The organism is Streptomyces sp. SM11 (genome assembly GCF_002910905.1).
Taxonomy (GTDB): domain Bacteria; phylum Actinomycetota; class Actinomycetes; order Streptomycetales; family Streptomycetaceae; genus Streptomyces.
This window is the reverse complement of the sequence record NZ_NEUE01000041.1, coordinates 28,279-43,706: the sequence shown is the minus strand read 5'-3', so window position 1 is coordinate 43,706 and position 15,428 is coordinate 28,279. Positions and strand designations below refer to the sequence as shown.

Genomic DNA, 15,428 nt, shown 5'->3' with positions numbered 1-15,428 from the left:
TGCCGGCGGCAGCACCGACCGGGACACCAGGCCGTACGTCTATCTGGAGGGCACTCCCGGCACGGTCCTCCAGGACCGCCTCGCGGTGACCAACTCGGGCCGCTCCCCGCTGACCGTACGGCTACGGGGCGACGGCCGGGCCGGGGCCTGGATCCGGTTCGCCGCGGGCACGGTCACCGTCCCGGCCCGGACCCGCGCCGAGGTGCCGCTCGCCCTCACCGTGCCGCCCGGCGCGGTGCCCGGCGACGCTTCCGGGGAGGTCGTGGCCGTCGACGGGGGCGAGGAGGTCCGCGTACCGGTACGGGTCCGGATCGGCGGCCCGACGCTGGCGGCGCTCACCGTCGAGGACGTCGAGATATCCGGCGGGACCATTCGGTACGCCCTGGTCAACCGGGGCAACGCGATGCTGGAGCCCCGGCTGGCGGTGCGCGCCGACGGGCTGTTCGGCACGCTGCTGGACCGCCCGGAACGGCCCCTGCCGCTGGAGCTGGCCCCCGGCCGACGGGTGGAACGGACCGAACCCTGGCCCGACGCCCCGGCCCTGGACACGGTCACCGTACGGCTGAGGGTCACCGCTCCCGGGGGCGCCCGGGACGAGGCCGCGGCCTCGGCGACGTACCTTCCGGTGGCCCCGGCCGCCGGCGGCGGGCTGCTGGTCCTCTGCGGCCTGGCCGTGCTCGGCTGCGGCGCGTACCGGCGGCGACGCACGCGGCGCGGGGCCCCGGAGCTGTCGAAGCCCCAGGAGCCCCAGGAGCCCCAGGAGCTCCAGGGCACGCCGGACACGCCGGACACGCCGGACACGGAAACCGCCGGCGATCGGCAACCGACCACAGAGACGAGGTCCTCGGTGAAGGCGGGACCCCTGGTGAAGGCGGGAGCGGAATCGTGACGCAGCGGCCCGGCCCCGAAGCCTCCCGACGCACCGCGCCGTCGGTCCTTCTGCTCCTGGCCGCCCTCCTGGCGCTCCTGCCCGCCCTGTTCGTCCTCACCGCGCCGGGCGCGCGGGCGGCCGACGGCGACCCCACCGTCACCCTGTCCAAGAAGGAGGCGGGCAAGGGCGGCGAGATCACCGTAAGCGGCAGCGGCTGGCGCGCCGAGGCGCTGCTCATGCTGCTGATCTGCGGGCAGTCCACACCGGAGCGGGGCGTGACGGGCGGCACCAACTCCTGCGCCAACGCCGACGGCCGTGCCGTCACGACCGACAAGAAGGGCGCCTTCAGCAAGAAGCTCCCGGTCACCGAACCGCCGAAGCCGTGCCCCTGTGTGGTGCACGTCGCCACGGTGTCCGGCGAACAGGCCCTGGTCGACGCGGTGTTCACCGTGGCGGGCCATCCCACGGCGGACCTGCCGAAGCAGACCGGCGACGGAAAGCTCGCGGTGCTGGCCACCACACGGCTGGAGGGCGACAGCTCCCTGCTCACCTGGTTCGGCGCCCCGCCCGCCCGCCGACTCGTTTTCACCGTGGGCAATCTCGGGTCCGCCCCCGTCGAGGACCCCGTCTTCGAGATCGGCACCGCGCACGGCGTCTTCGCACCGCAGTGGGAGGAACGCCGGTGGCGCGGCACGGTCGCCCCCGGTGGCAAGGCGCAGATCAAGCTGCCGGTCGAACTGCCGGCGGGCGCGCACGGCGACTACCGGGTCTCCCTGCGGTACGGGCCGAAGGTGCTGGCCGAACAGCCGTGGGGGGTCGGCCGGCCCTGGGGCGTCACGCTCTTCTGGGTCCTGCTCAGCCTGGTCGTCCCGGCGGCCGTCTTCCGTATCGGCATGGCGGTCGTGGACAAGGTCCGGCCGCGTCCCGCCGGCTCGCACCGTACGCGGACGCCGGCCAGGTGGACGAAGCCGGGCAGGCGGCGGCGCAGGGGCGGCGGCAGGGGCGCCGGCAGGGGCGCCGGCCACGACACGAGTACGTACACGACCACCACCGGCACCGGCACGAACACCAGCGTGACCACGGCCGCACTGCCGTGGTTCACCCCGGACTCCGCACCGTCAGAGAACCGACCCCGACCCACGACGAAGGGACAAGCGTGAGCACGCAACGGAGGATGAGCGCGGCCGGAGTCGCGCTGATGCTCGGCGGCGCGGGCATCCTGATGGCCGCGAGTCCGGCTCGGGCCGCCGAGGTCAGTTACGCGACGGAGTGCGTTCCGCCGCCGATCTCGGGACTGCCCGCGGTGCAGGGCACCACGAAGGTGGAGCTGACCGCCCCGGCCGAGGCGCAGGTGGGCGACGAGATCGAGGTCGTCTGGAAGACGGTCGAGGCCGCGTCCAGGAACCCGGACGTGCTGGACCTGGGAGCGGACACGGTCAAGCCGACCGGGACCGTCACCCTGGGCGGTGCGGCGAGCGGCGAACTGAAGCTGGAGGGTCCGCGGCAGAACCCGCCCATTCCCAAGAACAGCCCCATGGTGCTGCCCGACATGAAGGGCACGCTGAAGCTGGAGGCCGCCGGGGAGATCACGCTGACGCCGGGCGCGTACAACATCAACGTGTCCAAGCCGATCTCCACGGACACCGAGTGCGCCCCGGAGGAAGAGGTCCGGCCGGGCGCCACGATCAAGGTCACCGAGGGCGGCGGCTCCACCACGGGCGGCACGGCCTCCGGAGGCACGGACAGCGGGGGCACGACCGGGGGCGACGACACCGGCGGCACCACGACGGGCGGTACCGACACCGGAGGAACCACGTCCGGAGGTGCCGATTCCGGCGGTACGACGTCGGGCGGCACGGACGGCGGCGCGGACGCCGGCGGCACCACGTCCGGCGGGAGCACCGGCGGCGGGGGTGGCGAGACCGACTTCCCCGGCAAGGAGGTGTCCGTCGCCTACGCCTGCAAGACCCCGATCGGGGACAAGAACGCCACCTCGCCCGTCCGGATCAGCGCCAGGAAGAACGGCGGCGAGTACGGCCTGACGGTGGAGTTCGGCACGTCCGTGATGGACAGCCCGATCGACATCCCGGCGGGCCAGGTGAAGCCGTCCATGGACGTCGAGCTCGGCGGGGCGGACAAGGGCACGGTCAAGGTCGAGGGGCCGCTCAACGAGGAGGTCATCAAGACCGGAGCCCCGATCGAGATCCCCGACCTCACCGGCACGTACAAGCCCGGCGCGAGCGGCAGCTCCACGCTCAGCCCCGGCGTCCTGACGGTGACGGCCGCCGGTACGACGACGACCTGCACCCCGCCCGCCGACGTGGCCGTCTCCCTGGAGCTGGACACCTCGGCCCAGCCGGGCGGCGCGTCCGGTGGCAGCGGCGGCGCGGCAGGCTCCGGCGGAACGGCGGCGTCCGGTGGCGGCACGGACTCCGGCGGCGGCCTGGCCGCCACCGGGGCCGAGGACGGCGGTGCGCTGCGGGCGCTCGGCCTGGTCGCCGGTACGGCGATCCTGCTCGGCGGTGCGGTGTTCACGTTCACCCCGTGGCGGAGGCTGCGCGGCACGCGCTGAGCGGGGCCACGAGCAGGCACGCGAGAGGGAGTACGAGCGGGGCTGGCGAGGCACGGAACGAGCACGGCACGACGAAGGGCCGCCGCACCGGAATCCGGTGCGGCGGCCCTTGGCCGTACGTCGTGCTGTGCTGAGGGGCGTCCGTCAGCGGACGTTGCCCATGAGCTGCTTGACCTTGCCGCGGTACATGAAGATCGCGATACCGGCCACCACGGCGAGCGTCGCCTCCATGGCGACCACTCCGGTGCCGTTGAGCTCCACACCGGCCAGCGAGAGCAGGCCCGTGGTGCAGTCGCCGGCGGTGACGGCGAGGAACCAGACACCCATCATCTGGCTCGCGTACTTCGCCGGAGCCATCTTCGTCGTGACGGAGAGGCCGACCGGCGAGAGCGTCAGCTCGGCGACGGTCTGGATGAAGTAGATCGCTACCATCCACATCGCGGCGGCCTTGTAGCCGTCCCCCGCGATGGTCAGCGGCATCAGGAAGACGAAGAACGAGGTGCCGATCAGAACGAGACCGGAGCTGAACTTGACGATCGTGCTCGGTTCCTTGCCGCGCCGGTTCAGCGCCAGCCAGAAGGCGGCGAAGACCGGGGCGAGAGCCATGATCAGGACCGGGTTGACCGACTGGTACCAGGAGACCGGGAAGTCCCAGCCGAAAACGCTGTTCTCGGCCGAGGACTCGGCGAAGATCGCGAGCGTCGAGCCGCCCTGGTCGTAGATCATCCAGAAGATGGCGGCGGCCACGAAGAACCAGATGTAGCCGGACATCTTCGACTGCTCGGTGGCGCTGAGCTCCTTGTCGCGCTTGATGCGCACCAGGACGACCACCGGGATGACGAGACCTGCGAGGGTGATCGGGACCAGCAGCCAGTTCAGCGTGTAGACGCCGGTGACGACCGTGCCGATGTAGAAGACGGCCGCGATGCCGAGCCAGATCATCGACTTGCGCAGCGTGGAGGCGCGCTCGTCCTTGGAGAGCGGCTTCGGGACGACGAGGCTGCGCTCGTTCAGGTGGCGGGTGCCGAACAGGAACTGGATCACGCCGAGGCCCATGCCGAGGGCGGCGAGGGCGAAGCCGAGGTGCCAGTTGACGTTCTCGCCGACGGTGCCGATGATCAGCGGCGCCGCGAAGGCACCCATGTTGATGCCCATGTAGAAGATGGTGAAGCCACCGTCGCGGCGCGGGTCGTCCGGGCCGTCGTAGAGGTGGCCGACCATCGTCGAGATGTTGGACTTCAGCAGCCCGGAGCCTATGGCCACGAGACCGAGGCCGGCGAAGAACGTGCCCTCGGAGGGCAGGGCCAGGGTCAGGTGGCCGAACATGATGATCCCGCCGGCGATGGCGACGGTCTTGCGCGGCCCCCAGACCCGGTCGCCGAACCAGCCGCCGGGCATGGCGAGCAGGTACACCAGCGACAGGTAGACCGAGTAGATCGCGGTCGCGGTGGCGGGCTTCATGTCGAGGCCGCCGGGCGCGATCAGGTAGAGCGGGAGCAGTGCCCGCATGCCGTAGTAGCTGAAGCGCTCCCACATCTCGGTCATGAAGAGAGTGGCCAGGCCGCGGGGGTGGCCGAAGAAGGTCTTCTCGCCGGAACTGGGCGAATCCTTCGTCAGGCTGGACGCCATGGTCGATCCTTGCTGGTCGGGACGCGATGCCTCGTGAGCGGTACGCGCCCGGTGGGGGGCAGCCGGCACCGGCGCGGCGTACCCATCCCCACGCCTGAGGGGACGTGCTCCGCGCGGCCGGGCTCCTGACGGAGATTCGGCGGCGGAGCGGGAAGAACCGCGTCGGGATCCACGCCCGTCACGCGTCCTCGCGCTCCGGGCCCGGCTCACAGGTCATTCACTCAACGGGCCGGCGGGAACCGGCCCCGCACACAAAAGGGACCCTTGGCGCTCATGGCTGCCCAAAGGTCCTTGAGTAGTGCAACAGGCGTTGGGACACCATACGACACGACACTGAGGGATATGAAAGGACTTGAGATATGGATCACAGGCCTCAGTGGAACAACGCTCCCATATTCAAAGGTCTCCGTCCTCTTTGTAGCGCTGACCCGCAGGTAGCGTCGTGGGCCTCACTTCCGGACCCCCGTCCGGACTACCATCAGTCCATGACCCGTGTACTGCTCGCCGAGGACGACGCATCCATCTCGGAGCCACTGGCCCGCGCACTGCGTCGGGAGGGCTACGAGGTCGAGGTCCGCCAGGACGGTCCGACCGCGCTCGACGCCGGACTTCAGGGCGGTATCGACCTGGTCGTTCTCGACCTGGGGCTGCCCGGGATGGACGGCCTCGAAGTCGCCCGCAGACTCCGGGCCGGCGGGCACACCATCCCGATCCTGGTGCTGACCGCCCGCGCCGACGAGGTCGACACGGTGGTCGGCCTGGACGCGGGCGCCGATGACTACGTCACCAAGCCGTTCCGGCTCGCCGAGCTGCTCGCCCGGGTCCGCGCCCTGCTGCGCCGCGGCGCCTCCGAGTCCGTCCCGCAGCCCGCCACCCACGGCGTCAGGATCGACGTCGAGTCGCACCGGGCCTGGATGGGCGAGGAGGAACTCCAGCTCACGGCCAAGGAGTTCGACCTGCTGCGGGTCCTGGTCCGGGACGCCGGCCGGGTCGTCACCCGCGATCAGCTGATGCGCGAGGTCTGGGACACCACCTGGTGGTCCTCCACCAAGACCCTCGACATGCACATCTCCTGGCTGCGCAAGAAGCTCGGCGACGACGCCGCCAATCCGCGCTACATCGCCACCGTCCGGGGCGTCGGCTTCCGGTTCGAGAAGAGCTGACGTACGAAGCTCCCATGCGTCCTGAAGACCGCTCCGGCGACTGCTCCCGAGGCTGCCCCGACCGCCCCGACGTGCGTGCTGATGTGCGTACCGACGCGCATCCCGACGACCTGATGAGGCGGGTATGCGCCGCCGGCTGATCAACTCAACGCTCGCCGTGGTGCTCGTCGTCATCGCCGTCTTCGGCGTCTCGCTGGTGATCGTGGAGACACGCACCATCAGCGCCAGCGCCCAGGAGAGCGTCGAGTCCGAGGCGCTCCGGCTGATCAGCGTGGTCGACAGCCGGCTGCTGGGCGAGGAGCGGATCAACCCCGGGGTGCTGGCCGAGCAGATCGACCCCAGGCGCTACGCACTGGTCGAGATCCCCGGCCGCGAGCCCATCGCCGTCGGCGAACGCCCCGTCGGCAGCGTCCTGCGGGCCACCGAGACCGGGGAGCAGGGCGAGACGGTCACCGTCGAGGAGTCCCGCTCGGCCGTCACCCGCGAGGTCGGGCGCACGCTCCTGATCATCGGTGCGGTGGCGCTGCTGGCGATCGTCTCGGCCGTACTGCTCGCCGTACGCCAGGCCAACCGGCTGGCCTCCCCGCTCACCGACCTCGCCGAGACCGCCGAACGTCTCGGCTCCGGGGACCCGCGCCCCCGCCACAAGCGGTACGGGGTGCCCGAGCTGGACCGGGTCGCCGACGTGCTGGACTCCTCGGCCGAGCGGATCGCCCGGATGCTGACCGCCGAACGCCGGCTGGCCGCGGACGCCTCGCACCAGCTGCGGACGCCGCTGACCGCGCTCTCCATGCGGATCGAGGAGATCTCGGTCACCGACGATCCCGAGACGGTGAAGGAGGAGGCGAACATCGCCCTCGCCCAGGTCGAGCGCCTCACCGACGTCGTCGAGCGGCTCCTGACGAACTCCCGCGACCCGCGCACCGGCTCCGCCGTCGTCTTCGACCTAGACGAGATCGTCAAGCAGCAGCTTGAGGAGTGGCGCCCCGCCTACCGCAGCGCCGGCCGCGCGCTGGTCCGCTCCGGCAAGCACGGGCTGCGGGCCGTCGGCACCCCGGGAGCGGTCGCCCAGGTTCTGGCGGCGCTGATCGAGAACTCCCTCATGCACGGCGGCGGCACCGTCGCCCTGCGCACCCGGGTCACCGGCAACCAGGCGGTCATCGAGGTCACCGACGAGGGCCCCGGCGTCCCCGCCGAACTGGGGGCGCGGATCTTCGAGCGGACCATCAGCGGCCGCAACTCCACCGGCATCGGCCTGGCCGTCGCCCGCGACCTCGCGGAGGCGGACGGCGGGCGGCTGGAGCTGCTCCAGCAGCACCCGGCGGTCTTCGCGCTCTTCCTCAGCAGGGTCCCGGTCGACCGCAAGACTCCTGAGCGCCCGGTGCGCTGAACCGAACACCGACTCCTGAGCGCCCGGTGCGCTGAACCAACGACGGGAGCGGCGGGTCAGTTCCGTACGGGGTCGGGCGCTACCCGCTCTTCCGCCGGCCTGCGCTGCTCCAGAAACCGTTCCGCGCTCAGCACGGCCTCCTTGGCGGGCAGGCTCTTGAAGACCCAGGTCCGGTAGGACCAGAAGCGGAACAGGGTGGCGATGCCGATGCCGACGACCTTGAAGACATTGCTCTGGACCGGACCGTTCCAGCCGAAGCCGTACGTCGCCAGGTACAGCACGCCCGTCTCGATCACTGCGCCCGCCGCGCTGAACAGCAGGAAGAGGGCCAGCTCACGGGTCCGGCCGGTCTTGTCGCGGTCCCGGTAGGTCCAGTAGCGGAAGCCCACGTAGTTGAAGAGGATCGCGACGAACGTCGCCAGCACGCTCGCCCGGACCACCTGGAGGTCCGTCGTGTGCCGCAGCAGGTTGAAGACCGCGATGTTGACCAGCAGGCCGAAAGCACCGACCGCGCCGAACTTGGCGACCTCCCGGGCCAGCAGCTCAAGCCGGGTCCGCAGTGCGCCCCGTTCGCTCATGGTGATCGCTGGCCCCGTCCGTCGGAAGGCGTCTGGTATGACGTGTCGACGTAACCACGTCAACTCCGCCATGCTAACCAGCCCACCCGTGCGCCGCCCCTGAGCCCGCAGGGGCGGCGCACGTACGGCCATGCGTACGGCCGTCCGGAAGCCACCGGCGCGCCCGATACCCTGGAGGAGTGACGTTCCCGGTAGTCGGCATGGTCGGCGGCGGTCAGCTCGCCCGTATGACCCACGAGGCGGGTATCCCCCTCGGCCTGAAATTCAAGCTTCTCAGTGACACTCCCCAGGACTCGGCGGCCCAGGTGGTGAGCGAGGTCGTCATCGGCGACTATCGCGACCTGGACACGCTGCGCGCCTTCGCGCGCGGCTGCGACGTGATCACCTTCGATCACGAGCACGTGCCGACCGAGCATCTGCGGGCCCTGGAGGCGGACGGCATCCCCGTGCGCCCCGGCCCCGATGCCCTGGTGCACGCCCAGGACAAGGGGGTGATGCGTGCCAAGCTCCTGGAGATCGGCGCCCCCTGCCCCCGGAACCGCATCGTGAGCGACCCGGCCGACGCCGCCGCGTTCGCCGAGGAGACCGGGGGCTTCCCCGTCATCCTCAAGACCGTGCGCGGCGGCTACGACGGCAAGGGCGTCTGGGTGGTCCGCTCCGAGGCGGACGCGGCCGATCCGTTCCGCGCCGGCGTTCCGGTCCTCGCGGAGGAGAAGGTCGACTTCGTACGGGAGCTGGCGGCCAACATCGTCCGCTCGCCGCACGGCCAGGCCGTCGCCTACCCGGTCGTCGAGTCCATCCAGGTCGACGGCGTGTGCGACACGGTGATCGCCCCGGCGCCCGGGCTGGACGAGCGGCTGGCCGGCGAGGCCCAGCAGCTCGCGCTCCGCATCGCCGCCGAGCTGGATGTCGTCGGCCACCTCGCGGTGGAGCTGTTCGAGACCCGCAGCGACGACGGGACCCCGGGCATTCTGGTCAACGAGCTGGCGATGCGCCCGCACAACTCGGGCCACTGGACCCAGGACGGCGCGATCACCTCCCAGTTCGCCAACCACGTACGGGCGGTCCTCGACCTTCCCCTCGGCGACCCGCGCCCGCGCGCCCCGTGGACGGTCATGTGCAACGTCCTGGGCGGTGACTACCCGGACATGTACCAGGCGTACCTGCACTGCATGGCCCGCGACCCGCAGCTCAAGATCCACATGTACGGCAAGGACGTGAAGCCCGGCCGCAAGGTCGGACACGTCAACACCTACGGCGACGACCTGACGGACGTGCGGGAGCGCGCCCGGCACGCGGCCGACTACCTGCGAGGAACGATCACCGAATGACTTCTCCCGGCACCGGATCCACCGCCTCCCCTCTCGTAGGCATCGTCATGGGCTCGGACTCCGACTGGCCCGTCATGGAGGCAGCCGCCAAGGCGCTCGACGAGTTCGAGATCCCGCACGAGGTCGACGTCGTCTCCGCCCACCGCATGCCGCACGAGATGATCGCGTACGGCGAGCACGCGGCGGGCCGCGGCCTGAAGGCGATCATCGCCGGCGCCGGCGGCGCGGCCCACCTGCCCGGCATGCTGGCCTCCGTCACGCCGCTGCCGGTCATCGGCGTTCCGGTGCCGCTGAAGTACCTGGACGGCATGGACAGCCTGCTCTCCATTGTCCAGATGCCCGCCGGTGTCCCCGTTGCCACCGTCTCGGTCGGCGGCGCGCGCAACGCGGGCCTGCTCGCCGCACGGATCCTCGCCGCGCACGACAGCGCGCTCCAGGACCGGATGCGGGAGTTCCAGCAGGAGCTGAACGACCAGGCCACCGAGAAGGGCAAACGCCTGCGCGCCAAGGTCCAGGGCGCCGACTCCTTCGGCTTCGGAAAGTAGGGGCGGCACCCATGGACTACCTGGAGCGGGCCCGCGAGCTCCTCGCCGCCCACCCCGTCGTCGACGGCCACAACGACCTCCCCTGGGCCCTGCGCGAACAGGTCGGCTACGACCTCGACGCCCGGGACATCGCCGCCGACCAGCGCGGCCTGCTCCACACCGACCTGAACCGGCTGCGGGCCGGCGGGGTCGGCGGCCAGTTCTGGTCGGTGTACGTCCGCACCGACCTGACCGGCGACGCGGCCGTCAGCGCCACCCTGGAGCAGATCGACATCGTCGCCGAGCTGATCGCCCGCTATCCGGCCCACCTGCGCCGGGCGCTCACCGCCGACGACCTGGAGAAGGCCCGCGCCGAGGGCCGCATCGCCTCCCTGATGGGTGCCGAGGGCGGCCACTCCATCAACAACTCGCTGGGCACCCTGCGCGCCCTGTACGACCTGGGCGTCCGCTACATGACGCTCACCCACAACGACAACATCGACTGGGCCGACAGCGCGACGGACCTGCCGCGCCTGGGCGGGCTCTCCGCCTTCGGCCACGAGGTCGTCCGCGAGATGAACCGCATCGGCATGCTGGTCGACCTCTCGCACGTCGCGGACGGCGTCATGCGCGGCGCGCTCGCCACCAGCACCGCACCGGTGATCTTCTCGCATTCTTCGGCCCGCGCCGTCTGCGACCACCCGCGCAACATCCCCGACGACGTGCTCGCGGCCCTCCCGGCCAACGGCGGCGTCGCGATGGCGACCTTCGTCCCGAAGTTCGTACTGCCCGAGGCCGTCGCCTGGACCCAGGCCGCCGACCGCAACATGCGCGAGCACGGCCTGCACCACCTCGACACCACCCCGGCCGCGATGCGCATCCACGAGGACTTCGAGGCGGCCAACCCGCGCCCCGAGGCCACCGCCTCGACCATCGCGGACCACCTCGACCACATGCGCGCGGTCGCGGGCGTCGACCACATCGGCATCGGCGGCGACTACGACGGCACGGCCTTCACCCCACGCGGCCTGGAGGACGTCTCCGGCTACCCGAACCTCATCGCCGAGCTTCTGCGACGCAACTGGTCGGAGAGCGACCTCGCCAAGCTCACCTGGCAGAACTCCGTACGGGTGCTGCGCGACGCGGAAGCCGTCGCCCGCGACGAGCAGAGCAGGCGCGGCCCGTCACACGCCACGATCACGGAACTGGACGGCCCGCACGGCTGACCCGCGAGCGGGCCTCGGCCCCGCCGCCGCGCCCCGGCCGAACCCGGCAGGCTCCAGAAGATGTCCCCCCTGGAGCCTGCCGGGTTCTAGGCCCTCGGGCGGCCCATGGCCCGGTACGTCCACCCGGCCTCGCGCCACACCGCGCTGTCCAGGGCGTTCCGGCCGTCCAGGATGATCCGGCGGGCGGCCACCTCGCCCAGCTCCGCCGGGTCCAGCTCGCGGAACTCGCGCCACTCCGTCAGGTGCAGCACCACGTCCGCGCCGCGTACCGCCTCCAGCGCCGAGTCGGCGTAGCCGAGGGTCGGGAACAGCCGCCGCGCGTTGTCCGTCCCCTTCGGGTCGAACACGGTCACCTGGCCGCCCTGGAGGTGGATCTGACCGGCGACATTGAGGGCGGGGGAGTCGCGGACGTCGTCGGAGTCGGGCTTGAACGCGGCGCCGAGCACCGCCACCCGCGTGCCGAGGAACGAGTCGCCGCCCACGGCCTCCCGGGCCAGCTCCACCATGTGGCCGCGGCGGCGCATGTTGATGGAGTCGACCTCGCGGAGGAAGGTGAGCGCCTGGTCCGCGCCCAGCTCGCCGGCGCGCGCCATGAAGGCGCGGATGTCCTTGGGCAGGCAGCCGCCGCCGAAGCCGATCCCGGCGCGCAGGAACTTCTTCCCGATGCGCTCGTCGTGCCCGATGGCCTCCGCGAGCTTCACGACGTCCCCGTCGGCGGCCTCGCAGACCTCGGCCATCGCGTTGATGAAGGAGATCTTGGTGGCCAGGAAGGAGTTCGCGGAGGTCTTCACCAGCTCGGCGGTCGGGAAGTCGGTCACCACGAACGGGGAGCCCTCCGCGACCGGCACGGCGTACACCTCGCGCAGCAGCTTCTCGGCCCCCTCGCTCGTGACGCCGACGACGATCCGGTCGGGGTGCAGGGTGTCCTTCACGGCGAAGCCCTCGCGGAGGAACTCCGGGTTCCAGGCCAGCTCGGCGCCCTCGCCCACCGGGGCCAGCTCGGCGAGGCGGGCCGCGAGGCGGGCGGCGGAGCCCACCGGGACGGTCGACTTGCCGACGACCAGGGCGGGCCGGGTCAGGTGCGGGGCCAGCGAGGCGAAGGCGCTGTCGACGTAACTCATGTCGCAGGCGTACTCACCGTGCTTCTGCGGAGTGTTCACACAGACGAAGTGGACGTCACCGAACTCCCCGACCTCCTCCCAGGAGGTGGTGAAGCGCAGCCGCCCGGTGGACCCCTGGATACCCGCGACGTGCCGCTGGAGCATCTCCTCAAGACCCGGCTCGTACATCGGCACGCGTCCGGTAGAGAGCAGTTCGATCTTCTCCGGCACCACATCCAGCCCCAGGACCTCGAAGCCCAGCTCGGCCATGGCCGCGGCATGGGTGGCGCCGAGATAGCCGGTGCCGATCACAGTGATCCTGAGGGCCATGGAGTGCTCCTGGGAGATACGGACGGACGTGCGGACCGAGCATAGTCGGGGACCGGAAGGCCGGAATTCACCGCTCCATCCGCCCGGTGCATCCGCTATGTCCCACCCCTGTCGGCAAGCTCACGTACGTGGCACGTATGCCGTCGGGCGGTCGTCGCACTAAAATTGAGTTACTTAACGGTAGTTAGCATCTGGGGAGTGAGCGTCTTGGCGGGTTCGACCGATTTCGACCTGTACCGTCCGGCCGAGGAGCACGACATGCTCCGCGACACCATCCGCGCGCTCGCCGAGACGAAGATCGCCCCCTTCGCCGCCGCGGTCGACGAGGAGAGCCGCTTCCCGCAGGAGGCGCTGGACGCCCTGGTCGCCTCGGACCTGCACGCCGTCCACGTCCCGGAGGAGTACGGCGGCGCCGGCGCCGACGCGCTCGCCACGGTCATCGTGATCGAGGAGGTGGCCCGCGCCTGCGCCTCCTCCTCCCTGATCCCGGCCGTCAACAAGCTCGGCTCGCTCCCGGTGATCCTCTCCGGCTCCGAGGAGCTGAAGCGGAAGTACCTGGGCCCGCTCGCCAAGGGCGACGCGATGTTCTCGTACGCCCTCTCCGAGCCGGACGCCGGCTCGGACGCGGCGGGCATGAAGACGAAGGCCGTGCGCGACGGCGACTTCTGGGTCCTCAACGGCGTGAAGCGCTGGATCACCAACGCGGGCGTCTCCGAGTACTACACGGTCATGGCGGTCACCGACCCGGCCAAGCGCTCCAAGGGCATCTCCGCGTTCGTCGTCGAGAAGTCCGACGAGGGCGTCTCCTTCGGCGCCCCGGAGAAGAAGCTCGGCATCAAGGGCTCGCCGACCCGCGAGGTCTACCTCGACAACGTCCGCATCCCCGCCGACCGGATGATCGGCGAGGAGGGCACCGGCTTCGCCACGGCGATGAAGACCCTGGACCACACCCGCGTCACGATCGCGGCCCAGGCCATCGGCATCGCCCAGGGCGCGCTGGACTACGCCAAGGGGTACGTCCAGGAGCGCAAGCAGTTCGGCAAGCCGATCGCGGACTTCCAGGGCATCCAGTTCATGCTCGCCGACATGGCGATGAAGCTGGAGGCGGCCCGCCAGCTCACCTACTCGGCCGCCGCCAAGTCCCAGCGCGTCGACGGCGACCTCACGTTCTTCGGCGCGGCGGCCAAGTGCTTCGCCTCCGACGTCGCGATGGAGGTCACCACGGACGCCGTCCAGCTGCTCGGCGGCTACGGCTACACGCGGGACTACCCGGTGGAGCGGATGATGCGCGACGCCAAGATCACCCAGATTTATGAAGGCACGAATCAGGTTCAGCGGATCGTGATGGCGAGGAACCTGCCGTAGCAGGGTTTTCGCAGGTCAGGAACCTTCCGGAGTGCTCCTGAAGCGCTGATCGGCTTCCGGTCCGTTCGGGCCCCTTCCGGGCCCTTCCTGAGCGTCATGCTGAGGAAATCCTGGGCGGACACTGGACTGAGAACGGGTGCTGACCTGCATAGACGAAAGGCCCCCGGTATCGCCGGGGGCCTTTCGTGTGGGCTGGGTCAGGCAGCTTCGGCCCGCTCGGTAGGGTCGTCCGCGCCGGGGGTCAACATGGTTGCGATGGCCGCACGTCCGCGCTGCTCGGCCCCTTCGAAGATGTAGTGGTAGTGCTCGCGGAGCACGTCCGTGCTGCTGTGCCCCATCCAGTCGGCCACATCGTTCTCAGGGACGCCCGCGTAGAGCAACCGGGACCCGTTAGTAGTGCCGCATTGAGTGCGGCTTGCAGTAGGTCACCCTGCCTTTCGTCAGGGCCGCCAACGAGATCTGCCAGTAGAAGTACGAGGCGTACACGTACCCGGTCCGGGTGACATTCGGGAACAGCAGCCTCTCCGGTCCCCACACGCCGTGGTTCTTGATGTGTCTGCGCAGCTCGAAGGCCTGAGCCAAGACGAGTTCGCCCAGGGATTACGTGGCGCGGGGGAAGAACTGGGCGAACCGAACGACGCTTCCAAGCGACTCGTGCAACGCTGGGAGTCCGGGAAGACCAGGACGTGCCGCCCCCTGTACGCGCGAGCGTTGAAACAGTTCACTGGCCGCGCCCCCCGAGTCGCTGGGGTTTGCGATCCCTATGACACGCGTCCACTCAGACGGCGCAGGAGGCCACGACATGGAAGCTGGAGAAGTCGGCACGACCAGTGCCGTCACAAGCCCGGAGCCGGAGACGCAAGGCGAGTACGCGGGGATCTGGCTGTCTCGGTACGAGTTCTACTCGTCCAGCCGTGACGAGACTTTCGACTGCAAGCACCATGTCGTAATCGTCCAGCACGGCAACAGGCTGACAGCCCAGAGCTTGCCTGGAGCGTCGACCAACCCGGACAGTCCTCTGTCTCTGGACCTGTCCGTGGACCGGAACATCATCACAGGCACGTGGACGGAACAGACGGCGGTGGACGGCTACTACCACGGCGCCCGTTACCACGGTGCCGTCCAGCTGCTGATCGAGCCGACAGGCCGCCGCATGGCAGGCAAGTGGGTCGGCTTCGGGAAGGACTTCGACGTGAACAGTGGACCCTGGGAGCTCCGCCTACTCGACCGCTCCACGGGACGGGCCAGTGTCGAAAGGTACTCGTCTTCCCCAGAGTGAGTGGCAGGCTGGTCACGTAGCCAACGCGTGAGAGCACCGCTTCTGGACCGATCCTGGGGGAATCCTGGGC

The 15,428-nt window shown here is 70.5% G+C and carries 14 protein-coding genes and 1 pseudogene; 10 read left to right on the top strand and 5 right to left on the bottom strand.

Annotated elements, in window-relative coordinates; translation table 11 throughout:
- From B9S58_RS02625 to B9S58_RS02615, 3 genes are all read left to right on the top strand, one after another.
- Positions 1-889: hypothetical protein (locus B9S58_RS02625; RefSeq protein ID WP_103530527.1), on the top strand; the 889-nt coding region annotated here is incomplete at its 5' end.
- On the top strand, positions 886-2,031 hold the full coding sequence (locus tag B9S58_RS02620) for a hypothetical protein (protein ID WP_103530526.1): 1,146 nt from the start codon (positions 886-888) through the stop codon (positions 2,029-2,031). The genes B9S58_RS02625 and B9S58_RS02620, both read left to right, overlap by 4 nt.
- Before the next feature lie 14 nt (positions 2,032-2,045).
- Entirely contained in the window at positions 2,046-3,443 is a 1,398-nt protein-coding gene (locus B9S58_RS02615) for a hypothetical protein (protein WP_103530525.1), read from the top strand.
- A gap of 144 nt (positions 3,444-3,587) precedes the next feature.
- Here the strand turns inward: B9S58_RS02615 and B9S58_RS02610 are convergent, their stop codons facing one another.
- Complete coding sequence (locus tag B9S58_RS02610; RefSeq protein ID WP_103530524.1) at positions 3,588-5,072, bottom strand: oligopeptide:H+ symporter; 1,485 nt, start codon at positions 5,070-5,072, stop codon at positions 3,588-3,590.
- Positions 5,073-5,557: 485 nt separating this feature from the next.
- On the opposite strand from B9S58_RS02610, the gene B9S58_RS02605 reads away from it, so the two are divergent.
- Both B9S58_RS02605 and B9S58_RS02600 read left to right on the top strand, forming a co-directional pair.
- On the top strand, positions 5,558-6,235 hold the full coding sequence (locus B9S58_RS02605; RefSeq protein ID WP_103530523.1) for a response regulator transcription factor: 678 nt from the start codon (positions 5,558-5,560) through the stop codon (positions 6,233-6,235).
- A gap of 124 nt (positions 6,236-6,359) precedes the next feature.
- A complete protein-coding gene (locus B9S58_RS02600; protein ID WP_103530522.1) occupies positions 6,360-7,625 on the top strand; it encodes an ATP-binding protein in 1,266 nt (421 codons plus the stop codon).
- 56 nt (positions 7,626-7,681) lie between these two features.
- Here B9S58_RS02600 and B9S58_RS02595 read toward each other — a convergent pair whose 3' ends face one another.
- Entirely contained in the window at positions 7,682-8,203 is a 522-nt protein-coding gene (locus tag B9S58_RS02595) for a GtrA family protein (protein WP_103530521.1), read from the bottom strand.
- Between the two features lie 179 nt (positions 8,204-8,382).
- Between B9S58_RS02595 and B9S58_RS02590 the strand changes: the two genes are divergently transcribed.
- Genes B9S58_RS02590 through B9S58_RS02580 form a run of 3 tightly spaced genes read left to right on the top strand, consistent with a single transcriptional unit; the run spans position 8,383 to position 11,284 of the window.
- Positions 8,383-9,534 (top strand): 5-(carboxyamino)imidazole ribonucleotide synthase, encoded by a 1,152-nt coding sequence (locus tag B9S58_RS02590; RefSeq protein WP_103530520.1) that lies wholly within the window; start codon positions 8,383-8,385, stop codon positions 9,532-9,534.
- Entirely contained in the window at positions 9,531-10,079 is a 549-nt protein-coding gene (purE, locus tag B9S58_RS02585; RefSeq protein WP_103530519.1) for a 5-(carboxyamino)imidazole ribonucleotide mutase, read from the top strand. The genes B9S58_RS02590 and purE overlap by 4 nt, the downstream gene beginning before the upstream one ends.
- An 11-nt stretch (positions 10,080-10,090) precedes the next feature.
- Positions 10,091-11,284 (top strand): dipeptidase, encoded by a 1,194-nt coding sequence (locus B9S58_RS02580; RefSeq protein WP_103530518.1) that lies wholly within the window; start codon positions 10,091-10,093, stop codon positions 11,282-11,284.
- A gap of 86 nt (positions 11,285-11,370) precedes the next feature.
- On the opposite strand, the gene B9S58_RS02575 is transcribed toward B9S58_RS02580, so the two are convergent.
- Positions 11,371-12,714 (bottom strand): UDP-glucose/GDP-mannose dehydrogenase family protein, encoded by a 1,344-nt coding sequence (locus B9S58_RS02575; protein WP_103530517.1) that lies wholly within the window; start codon positions 12,712-12,714, stop codon positions 11,371-11,373.
- 207 nt (positions 12,715-12,921) lie between these two features.
- Between B9S58_RS02575 and B9S58_RS02570 the strand changes: the two genes are divergently transcribed.
- Complete coding sequence (locus B9S58_RS02570) at positions 12,922-14,079, top strand: acyl-CoA dehydrogenase family protein (RefSeq protein ID WP_103530516.1); 1,158 nt, start codon at positions 12,922-12,924, stop codon at positions 14,077-14,079.
- Positions 14,080-14,276: 197 nt separating this feature from the next.
- Here B9S58_RS02570 and B9S58_RS37410 read toward each other — a convergent pair whose 3' ends face one another.
- Together B9S58_RS37410 and B9S58_RS37750 are read right to left on the bottom strand one after the other, a co-directional pair.
- A complete protein-coding gene (locus B9S58_RS37410; RefSeq protein ID WP_181009159.1) occupies positions 14,277-14,417 on the bottom strand; it encodes a hypothetical protein in 141 nt (46 codons plus the stop codon).
- Between the two features lie 52 nt (positions 14,418-14,469).
- Positions 14,470-14,661: a hypothetical protein gene (locus tag B9S58_RS37750; RefSeq protein ID WP_181009158.1), complete on the bottom strand. Its 192-nt coding sequence runs from the start codon at positions 14,659-14,661 to the stop codon at positions 14,470-14,472.
- Here B9S58_RS37750 and B9S58_RS02565 point away from each other — a divergent pair.
- Positions 14,620-15,358 (top strand): annotated as a pseudogene (locus B9S58_RS02565) (XRE family transcriptional regulator). The gene B9S58_RS37750 and the pseudogene B9S58_RS02565 sit on opposite strands and share 42 nt — an antisense overlap.
- The last annotated feature ends 70 nt before the right edge of the window (positions 15,359-15,428 follow it).